Annotated in this window: 7 protein-coding genes and 2 pseudogenes; 4 read left to right on the top strand and 5 right to left on the bottom strand. The window is 61.3% G+C overall.

Translation table 11 applies throughout. From position 1 onward, the window contains the following. Positions 1-394 precede the first annotated feature (394 nt). The 4 genes and pseudogenes from KH616_RS16195 to KH616_RS16210 form a co-directional block, all read right to left on the bottom strand. The gene (locus KH616_RS16195) at positions 395-874 is read right to left on the bottom strand and encodes a nuclear transport factor 2 family protein (protein ID WP_292248070.1); all 480 of its coding nucleotides are present in this window, start codon (positions 872-874) and stop codon (positions 395-397) included. Positions 875-988: 114 nt separating this feature from the next. Further along, positions 989-1,175 (bottom strand): annotated as a pseudogene (locus tag KH616_RS16200) (TetR family transcriptional regulator); the annotation flags it as partial. 173 nt (positions 1,176-1,348) lie between these two features. Continuing rightward, on the bottom strand, positions 1,349-2,377 hold the full coding sequence (tdh, locus tag KH616_RS16205) for an L-threonine 3-dehydrogenase (RefSeq protein ID WP_292248072.1): 1,029 nt from the start codon (positions 2,375-2,377) through the stop codon (positions 1,349-1,351). 13 nt (positions 2,378-2,390) lie between these two features. Beyond that, positions 2,391-3,590 carry a glycine C-acetyltransferase gene (locus KH616_RS16210; protein WP_292248074.1) on the bottom strand — a complete coding sequence of 400 codons (1,200 nt, stop codon included), beginning with the start codon at positions 3,588-3,590 and terminating at the stop codon, positions 2,391-2,393. A 160-nt stretch (positions 3,591-3,750) separates the two neighbouring features. On the opposite strand from KH616_RS16210, the gene KH616_RS16215 reads away from it, so the two are divergent. From KH616_RS16215 to KH616_RS16225, 3 genes are all read left to right on the top strand, one after another. Beyond that, entirely contained in the window at positions 3,751-4,362 is a 612-nt protein-coding gene (locus KH616_RS16215) for an XRE family transcriptional regulator (protein WP_292248076.1), read from the top strand. An 80-nt stretch (positions 4,363-4,442) separates the two neighbouring features. Beyond that, positions 4,443-4,817 (top strand): DUF2471 family protein, encoded by a 375-nt coding sequence (locus tag KH616_RS16220; protein ID WP_292248078.1) that lies wholly within the window; start codon positions 4,443-4,445, stop codon positions 4,815-4,817. Positions 4,818-5,062: 245 nt separating this feature from the next. Further along, a complete protein-coding gene (locus KH616_RS16225) occupies positions 5,063-6,076 on the top strand; it encodes a tyrosine-type recombinase/integrase (protein WP_292248080.1) in 1,014 nt (337 codons plus the stop codon). Positions 6,077-6,217: 141 nt separating this feature from the next. On the opposite strand, the gene KH616_RS16230 is transcribed toward KH616_RS16225, so the two are convergent. Beyond that, positions 6,218-7,399 carry a DNA-binding protein gene (locus KH616_RS16230; RefSeq protein WP_292248082.1) on the bottom strand — a complete coding sequence of 394 codons (1,182 nt, stop codon included), beginning with the start codon at positions 7,397-7,399 and terminating at the stop codon, positions 6,218-6,220. Between the two features lie 1,770 nt (positions 7,400-9,169). On the opposite strand from KH616_RS16230, the pseudogene KH616_RS16235 reads away from it, so the two are divergent. After that, positions 9,170-9,352: pseudogene (locus KH616_RS16235) on the top strand (replication initiation protein); the annotation flags it as partial.

Consider the following 9,352-nt stretch of genomic DNA (forward strand, 5'->3'; position numbering starts at 1 on the left):
CTCTCGGCCATCGAGGATGTGCTGCGTTCGGGGCCACACACGCGTGACCTCGGCGGAAGCGCGAGCACGCAGGCGGTCGGCGAGGCGATTGCCGCACGTCTGCTGGCCTGACGTCGGCCGCATCCGCGTGCCCGGAAACCACTGAAACGGCGCTCGACGGCAAGTGCACGGCGGGGCCGCATCGACGCGGCCGCGCCGTGCACGGCGTGACGGAACCGGGCCATTGTCGCGGCTGTCCACGACGATCGACGGGGCATCGAGCGTCGATGCTCCGGCAATCTCGACCGGACTTTCTTGCGCTCCCGAAAAACCTCACCGAAAGCGAATCGGATCCCGTATTGCCTCACCACAGGATCGAATGAAGGGTTTCGGTTCCCGACCGCGATCCGCACGCTTAAAGTCCGAGATCGGACAGCCCCGGATGATCGTCCGGCCGGCGGCCGAGCGGCCAGCGGAACAGCCGCTCCGACTCGCGGATCGGCAGATCGTTGATGCTCGCATGACGATGGGCCATCAATCCGTTTTCATCGAACGCCCAGTTCTCGTTGCCATATGAGCGGAACCAGTTGCCCGCATCGTCATGCCATTCGTACGCGAAGCGGACCGCGATGCGGTTTTCACCGAACGCCCACAGTTCCTTGATCAACCGGTAGTCGAGCTCGCGCGTCCATTTCCGCTGCAACAGCCCGACGATCTCGTCGCGCCCGGTGACGAATTCCGCGCGGTTGCGCCAGCGACTTTGCGGCGTGTAGGCAAGCGACACGCGCTGCGGGTCGCGGGTGTTCCATGCGTCTTCGGCGGCGCGCACCTTCTGTCGTGCGGTCTCGAGTGAAAACGGAGGAAGCGGAGGACGGACTTCAGCGGTTTCAGGCATTTGGCGCTCCAGTTCAAGGACAGGCCACGCGCACGCGCGGGTTGATTGCTACGTCGACGATCGTACCGGATCGGCGGCGTCGGCGATCTCGCCCGCCACGTTCAGACACGCTCAACCGTGAACATCGGGTTGCCCGAACCACTCACGCAAAACATCGAACATGCCGAGCAGTCGCGCTGCATGGCAGCTTGCCACTCATGCGCGTTGCATCGGCAAACCCGCGCATCCCGCGTTCGTCGCATCGTTCGCGTATCGCGGCCACTCACGCTTCCTTCGATTCGACATGCGAATAAAAAACGCGTGCGTGCCGCGGCAGGTGAAACGGCTCCCGTTAATTCTCACCTTTGGCGCACGCTCGCGATGTGAGAAGTGCGTCCGGCTGTGTGAAGCGCCGCGCGCTCCAGTCCAAACGACCGGCGTCGACCGCCGACCCGCGTTGCGCCCTGTCGCCGACACGGCGCAACGCGGCAAACATCAGACCGTCCAGTCGAGAATCACCTTGCCGCTTTCGCCCGACAGCATCGCGTCAAAGCCCTTCTCGTAGTCGTCGGCCGCATAGCGGTGCGTGATGATCGGCGACAGGTCGAGTCCGCTTTGCAGCATCGCGACCATCTTGTACCAGGTCTCGAACATTTCGCGGCCGTAGATCCCCTTGATCTCCAGTCCCTTGAAGATCACCTGGTTCCAGTCGATCGCCGTCTGCGCGGGCGGAATGCCGAGCAACGCAACCTTGCCGCCGTGGTTCATCGCTTCGAGCATGCTGGTGAACGCGCTCGGCACGCCGGACATCTCAAGCCCGACATCGAAGCCCTCGGTCATGCGCAGGTCGGCCATCACGTCGCGCAGCGATTCACGCGTGACGTTGACCGCGCGCGTCGCGCCCATCTTGCGCGCGAGATCGAGCCGGTAATCGTTGATGTCGGTGATGACGACGTTGCGTGCGCCGACATGCTTCGCGATTGCAACCGCCATGATGCCGATCGGGCCGGCGCCGGTGATCAGCACGTCCTCGCCGACGAGGTTGAATGACAGCGCCGTATGCGTCGCATTGCCGAACGGATCGAAGATCGCCGCGAGATCGTCGGAGATCTCCGGCGGAATCTTGAACGCATTGAATGCGGGAATCGCCAGATACTCGGCGAACGCGCCCTCGCGATTCACGCCGACGCCGATCGTGTTGCGGCACAGATGCCGACGCCCCGCGCGGCAGTTCCGGCAGAAACCGCAGGTAATGTGACCCTCGCCGGATACGCGGTCGCCGATCGAGAAGCCGCGCACTTCCTGTCCCATCTCGACGATCTCGCCGACATATTCGTGCCCGACATGCATCGGCACCGGGATCGTCTTCTGCGCCCAATCGTCCCACTTCCAGATATGGATGTCGGTGCCGCAGATCGCGGTGCGACGGATCTTGATCAGCACGTCGTTGTGCCCGACCTCCGGACGCTTCACACGCGTGAGCGTCAGGCCGGGCGCGCGCTCGAGCTTTGCCAGTGCTTTCATGATCGCGCCTCCGTCAGACGATTCCGAGCGACTTGCCGACCCGCACGAACGCGGCGACGGCCTGATCGACCTGTTCGGGCGCATGCGCGGCACTCATCTGCGTGCGGATGCGTGCACGGCCGCGCGGCACGACCGGAAACGAGAAACCGATCACGTAGACACCTTCGTCGAGCAGCGCATCGGCCATCTTCGTCGCGAGTTGCGCATCGCCCAGCATCACCGGGATGATCGGATGCGCGCCGGGCACGAGCGTGAAACCGGCTTCAGTCATTTGTTGCCGGAAGCGTGCGCCGTTGTCCCGCACGCGCTCGCGCAACCGTGCGCCCTCGTCGCTGCCGAGCAGTTCGAGCACCTTGAGCGACGCCGCGGCGATGCTCGGCGTCAGCGTGTTCGAGAACAGATACGGACGCGAGCGCTGACGCAACAGCGAGACGATCTCGCGGCGTGCAGCAATGTAGCCGCCGGATGCACCGCCCAGCGCCTTGCCAAGCGTGCCGGTGATGATGTCGACCCGCCCTTCGACGCCGCAATGCTCCGGCGTACCGCGGCCGTGCGCGCCGATGAAACCGACCGCGTGCGAATCGTCGACCATCACGAGGGCGCCGTAGCGGTCAGCCAGATCGCAGATGCCCTTCAGATCCGCGATGATGCCGTCCATCGAAAACACACCGTCGGTCGCGATCAGCTTATGGCGCACGCCCGCCGCGTCGGCTTCCTTGAGCTTCGCCTCGAGATCGGCGAGATCGTTGTTCTTGTAGCGGTAACGCTTCGCCTTGCAAAGACGGATGCCGTCGATGATGCTCGCATGATTGAGCTCGTCGCTGATGACGGCGTCGTTTTCGTCGAGCAGCGTTTCGAACAGGCCGCCGTTCGCGTCGAAACAGCTCGAATAAAGAATGCTGTCCTCAGTGCCGAGGAAGTGGGCGAGCGCGCTTTCCAGCTGCTTGTGCACGGTCTGCGTACCGCAGATGAAGCGCACCGACGCCATCCCGAACCCGTCCTGGTCGAGACCGGCCTTCGCCGCCTCGACCAGGCGCGGATCGTTCGCCAGGCCGAGATAATTGTTCGCACAGAAATTCAGTACATCGGCGCCACCGGCAAGCCGCACGGCCGCCGCTTGCGGACTCGCGATCTCGCGCTCGGTCTTGTAGAAACCGTCCGCGCGGATCTGCTCGAGTGTGCCGCGCACCTGGGCGAGAAAGGCATCACGCATCGCAAAACTCCTGACAGGATTCGCATCCCGCCGCGCCCCGCTCGTGGCGGCGGCGCAACGGCCTGCTATTGTTATAGCCGGTCGTTCGGTCGACCGCTCTTTTCCGTTATTTCGAACTAAAATTCGAAATACCGAACAACTCTAAGCGAACGGAATTCAAATGGCAAGTTCCACCGGATCGCGGCGCGCGGCGACAAGCACCGCACCGTCGCCGGCTGCCGCGACGCCGCCGCGCGTCGGCGAGCAGATCCAGCGTCTGCGCAACGAACGCAAGCTGACGCTCGACGACCTGTCGCGCGCGGCCGGCGTGTCGAAATCGATGCTCTCCGAAATCGAACGCGACAAGGCGAACCCGACGATCGCCGTCGCCTGGCGGCTGACGAACGCACTCGGCATCACGCTCGACGAACTGTTCTCGCAACCGCAGGCGCAAGAAGCGATCCGCGTCGACGGTCCGCACGACATCCCGACGCTCGCCGGCCACGACGGCCGGTACCAGCTGCGGGTGTGGGGCCCGATCGATCTCGCGGGCAAGTTCGAGTGGTACGAACTGACGTTGCCGGGCGGCGGTGCGCTGGTGTCGAATGCGCACGAACCCGGCACGCGCGAGCACCTCACGGTATTGCAGGGCGCCATGGAAATCGAGGCGGCGGCCGCCACCCGCCGCCTGAAAGCCGGCGATACCGCGCGCTACCCTGCGGACGCGCCGCATGCGATCCGCAACCCCGGCAAGGCCGACGCGAAAGCGTTATTGATCGTGATTCATCGCTGACAGGCCGTCCATTCGTCTGAACAGACAGTTGCGATCTATACTGTATGTTTGTACAGTATACGGACATTGAGGAGCCTGCGATGACCGAACAGGACTTGGCCGCGCTCAGCTTCAAGGCTGCCGCGCACGATTTGGAACAGATAGTTCGCCATATTGCCTGGCGCTACATCCGGCAGCAGGTACCGCTGACATGGCGCCTGCTGCATGCGATCGAAGCGGAGGCATTGGCGGATCTCGGCTTTGCCAGCCGGCACGACGCCGGCATGCGGCAATTGTTCGAACGGCCGGCCGCCATGACATTTCCGGAGACGGACGATCCGAGCGATTTCGGGCAGTCCAACGCGTTGCCCGCCGTATTCTCCTTCGCCGCTGCCGCATATGAGGCGGCGGCGGACCAGTCCGACACGCGGAAGCCGGCCCGACGTTTTCGTCCCGCCAGGGCTTGGGGCGGCTGAGCATCCACGGCCGGTTCATTGAAGGGACGGTTCGCGAGCCAATGACATCCGGCATGCTGATGGCTGGCGCATGGGTGCGATTGGAGAGCGCGGCGGCCGGCCGGACGACGGCTCGTCGCCATCTTCGGATTCGGCGACCGAATCCCATCCATGAACACATGAATCCATCGCGCTGCACGGTGGACAGGCTTCACCTCAAAGTTGCATGAACGATTGTCATATACGCAACTAACGGAATAAATAGCATGTCACTTCCCACACCGCCTGAAACGCATTCGCAACCCGACGCACAAGACCTCTTCGACCGGCGTACATCGGACTGGATTGCCGCACCCGAAGCTGCATTCGACGCCTGGCTTGCCATGCAGGACTATCGGCAATCATCCGCCGACGTCTATCGCGCACAATGGGGCGCATTTCTGACCTGGCTGCGCTCGCGTCACAAGAACCTCGCCACGGTGGATACCCCCGCCATCGCCGACTTCGTCGGCGAGTTGCCCATCAAGAAAACGCAGCGCGTGCGTTATTTGCGACTGATCGAACGCGTGCTGGACCATATCCGCCGCAGTGAGCTTGCATCGACCAATCCCGCCCGATTCATCGCTCAGGATGGTGAAGCCGACTGGCGCAAGGCGCGCGACAACGAACCGACCGGTTTTCTGACACCGGCCGAGCGCGCAAAATTACTGACCTATCTTTTTTCGCCGATCAGCGTGTCCGGAAGCGCACAGTGGAAAGAGCGTCGCGACCGCGCGCTCGTCGCCGCGTTCCTCGGCGCAGGCATAAAGACCGGCGAAGCGCGCGTCCTGACCATGAGTTGCGTCAGACCGGGCAGCGCATCGTTGACGATCCCTTCGACGCATCCCGATTTCACACGCGAAACGCATCTTGCATCGTTCGCGATCACGCTGTTCGACGCATGGCTCGCTGAACGCAGGCAGCAGGAGATTCCCGGCGACCTTGTATTTCCCGCATCGCATGCCGGACGACCGATGCACAAGGCGACCATGCTGCGTGCCATCGACGCGATCGTCGAAGCCGCTGACATTGCCGCTTCACGCACCGCGCGCGCCAGTCCGCAAACCCTGCGCAATACCTATGCGGCGGAATTGTTCGAGAACGACGTGCAGCCCGAGCAAGTCGGCCAATGGCTCGGCTTCATACAGCCGATCTCGTCAAATCGGCTGCATCGCGCCTGGAAAACCTGGCACGATGAACTGCTCGCAGGTGAGCACGTCACCGGGCACGAATCTCACTGATGAAACGTGCGCTGCTCACGATCTCCGGATACGTGAGCAGCCTTGAGCGGCGCGGCTTCACCCATTCTTGATTCCCGCAAACCCTCACCTTTTATATCCCGAACAGGCTCACCTTTAGCCACACAGCCGCATCGGTCGCGATCAGCTGCGGCGGAAACGTGAGACCGCCTCAAAGCGGGAAGGCCATGTTCCCGACGCGTGGTTGCATTCCGGACACGACACCTCGAAGCCAACGTCGCCATGCGACAGTTCAGGCTCGCCGTTGCAGCGCGGGCATTGAGCCGGCAGCGGAACATGGTGATCGATCGCCGTTCCGATGACGGAAAACGCGTTGCCATCGAGCGTGCCAGCGTCGGCGAGACGCTGGATCAATGCGGCAACCTCCGGGGTCATGTTGCGATTCCGGCGCAACGTATTCACTTCACGCGTCGCTGCCTCCAGTTCGTCGCTCTGGCTGCGCAACTGTTCGTCGAGACGATCGGCGCGCGCCTTGGCGGCACTCAGTTGCTGCAGGAAATCGAATTCCTTCCGCTGTACGTCGCGCAAGCCGCTCTGGTAGGTCGATGCCATGTTCCGCAGTGAGTCCAGCTCGACCAGCATCGGCTTCACGCGCCGTTCGGCTTCCGCCACGGCATCCTTGATCTGCTGCGCGTAATGTTCAGTGCGCTGCTGCAGCTCGGCTTGCAACGCGTCGATCCTGCCGCGCAGCGCTTCATTTTGCGTGTGCTCGGTCTCGACGCGATGCGTTGCCGCCGCCAGATCCTTTTCCAGACGTTCCACCGTGATGCGCAGCGTCGCTTCGTTGGCTGAGCCGTGCGTCGCTGCCGACGCGATTTGCACCTCGAGTTCCGTCACCCGGGCCTGGAGTTGCGCGTTCCGATCCTCGCTGCGTTCCAGCGAGGACGCCAGCGTTTCCTGACGGATCGTTGCATCGCGTAATTGCTGTGCGGCATAGGCCGCATCGGTACGGACCTGGTCGCGATCGGCATCGAGACTGTCGCGCGCAACCCTCAGCGCTTCTTCATACAGGGCGCCGAGCAGGACACCGGCTTTTTCCTCGACTGCCTTCGGGATTGCAGCGCCCTCCAGCCGCACTTTCGACGCTGACCGGATACGTTCCCAGAAATGATCGATGTCTTTCGGAATGTCGCTGGCGCTGCCGGTCTGAGTGAGATCGCGGACATTGGCGGCGGAGGGGCGTATTCCGAGATCGAAAAACAGCCGCTTGCAGGCATGAAGCGATAGTTCCTGTCGCCGTGCGCCAGCGCTACGCAAGGATTCAAGCTCTTCTCGGATGACTTGACGCATCTCATCGAGGGTCATGACGGGTCTCGCAGATATATAACGTTGCAATCATAACGAATTACGTATTGTCTGATACTGATTTGACGTCAGTGTGGCTGATTTACGTCGAAGTGCACAGGAAGCCGTGCTGTGGGCGTTGAACACCGATCCTGTGGCCCGATTGCGTGAAACAAAGCGAAGAAAATGCGCTAAGTGCTTGTATCTCTATGGTTTTCTTGGCTCTTCAAAAAACTACGGTTGTTTCACATGGAGATCGGTGTGGGTTGGAGGGTCTGTGGAAAACTCGTCGGGGTCTGTCTTGAGAGTATTAGAAGTAAACACCTTTGAACCCTTAGTTAAAAACGTTAACGCCACGGCACAGCCTTATGTAGCAAGGGTTTCCGGCCGAGAAGGTGAAGTTTTACGGGAATCAAGGTGACAACCTTCGGGAGCCGACGTGATGGGGTTCGGGGAACTGCGTGAGCCGTTCCGGGAAAGGTCGTGAGCGGATTCGGGATCACAGTGAATCACAGGATTTTTCACAGGTGAGCGTTTGCAGGGCTGTGTTGCCACGAGATCCCTGCTGTGCCTGATATCCCGGTTTGCGTCCTGTGTTTGCACAGGTGAGGCTTTTCGGGACCTGTGTTTTCTGTCGATTCTGCCCTTCTTTTAAGCAGATTTGGCGAAAGGTGAGATTTCACGGGACTTCGGGCAGATTTGGTGTGAGGATTTCCGGGAGCCGGACGCTGTTTTGCACAGGAAAACGCCCTTTCAGCGCTTTCGACTGTGCAAAGGTGAGCTTTTTCAGGAGGGGAATCAGGGTTTTCCTGCTCTGATCGGTGTGAGGTGAGATTTTTCGGGATCCTGGCTGTGATGGTGCTGCACAGCTGAAAGGTGAGGTTTTTCGGGAACGGATTTTGCCTGCAAAATGCTCACAGGTGAGGCTTTTCGGGAATAGTGGGTGTCCACTTACCTTGGAAAGCCCGTCAGAGCTACATGGTGAGGCCATTTTCCTGGACAAATTTTCGGCAAAGGTGAAGCTTTTCGGGATCGATCTGGCGATTGTCGGACGAATAGGATCCTGCAAAAGGTGAGGATATTCGGGAGCATGCAACGGGAGTGAGCTTCTGTGGAATTCGCACTTAAGTATCGGAGGACATTGAGTTTTTTGAAATTTCGGGGGCGACGGTGAGGCTTTTCGGGATACTCGTCGTCGACGTGTTTTGCGTGACTTTCAAGGCAAGGTGAGTGTTTACGGGAGGCTCGGATTGCCAGTCCCGTGTGGGCCGGGCTTCTGTCGGCATTTGCATTTCCCTGAACCCGGCAACAAAGGTGAGGTTTTTCGGGAGACTGTGCCGACTGCGCGCTGTACAATGCGCGCCCTGCCTGCGAAACCGCTTACCGGCGTGGTGTCGGCGCGTGCAAATACTGTGCCGTGCAGAGGCTGTGGCGGCATTTGCGCGGCACGTTATCCCGCGTTTCGCGCAATGCGTGCACTGGGCGGCCAGCCGTGCCTGTACATGCATACAGGCGATGCGTTTCGCGCGCGGAGCGGCGGATGAGGTGCGGCGATCGTGTGTTCGTGCCTCACGAAACGCACGTAGCAAATTTGCGACACCTGTCACAGGTGAGCCGATACGGGAAGCGAAGACGCACCGACTGTGCATCGCCGAAAACGGGCCGATCCCGCCTGTCCCGCGACGCGTAAAGGTGAGTACAATGCGCGGCGATTCCGGACTGGTGAGCCTTTCCGGGAGTGTCTGGGGTGAGTGCGGTGCCGTAAACCGGCTTCACCGGCATACGGTGAGCATGTCGTTCTGGACGCGCATCACCACAAGCGCTATCCTTCCGGAAACTTTCCCTCCGACCCGACGCATGGCCACGAAGCGCGCCAAAAAAACCGATGTGGATGTGGTGAGTGCCAGTTCAGCCGAATTGCGCAAGGCCGTCGAGGCAATCGCAATTCAGCCGAAAAGCGGCAAGATCACCCTC

This window comes from Burkholderia sp. (assembly GCF_018375725.1).
In the GTDB taxonomy this organism is placed as follows: Bacteria; Pseudomonadota; Gammaproteobacteria; order Burkholderiales; family Burkholderiaceae; genus Burkholderia.

Excerpts from the sequence above, each read along its gene's own strand:
- KH616_RS16195 (WP_292248070.1), bottom strand. The coding sequence starts at position 874 with ATGCCTGAAACCGCTGAAGTCCGTCCTCCGCTTCCTCCGTTTTCACTC.
- tdh (WP_292248072.1), bottom strand. The coding sequence starts at position 2,377 with ATGAAAGCACTGGCAAAGCTCGAGCGCGCGCCCGGCCTGACGCTCACG.
- KH616_RS16210 (WP_292248074.1), bottom strand. The coding sequence starts at position 3,590 with ATGCGTGATGCCTTTCTCGCCCAGGTGCGCGGCACACTCGAGCAGATC.
- KH616_RS16215 (WP_292248076.1), top strand. The coding sequence starts at position 3,751 with ATGGCAAGTTCCACCGGATCGCGGCGCGCGGCGACAAGCACCGCACCG.
- KH616_RS16220 (WP_292248078.1), top strand. The coding sequence starts at position 4,443 with ATGACCGAACAGGACTTGGCCGCGCTCAGCTTCAAGGCTGCCGCGCAC.
- KH616_RS16225 (WP_292248080.1), top strand. The coding sequence starts at position 5,063 with ATGTCACTTCCCACACCGCCTGAAACGCATTCGCAACCCGACGCACAA.
- KH616_RS16230 (WP_292248082.1), bottom strand. The coding sequence starts at position 7,399 with ATGACCCTCGATGAGATGCGTCAAGTCATCCGAGAAGAGCTTGAATCC.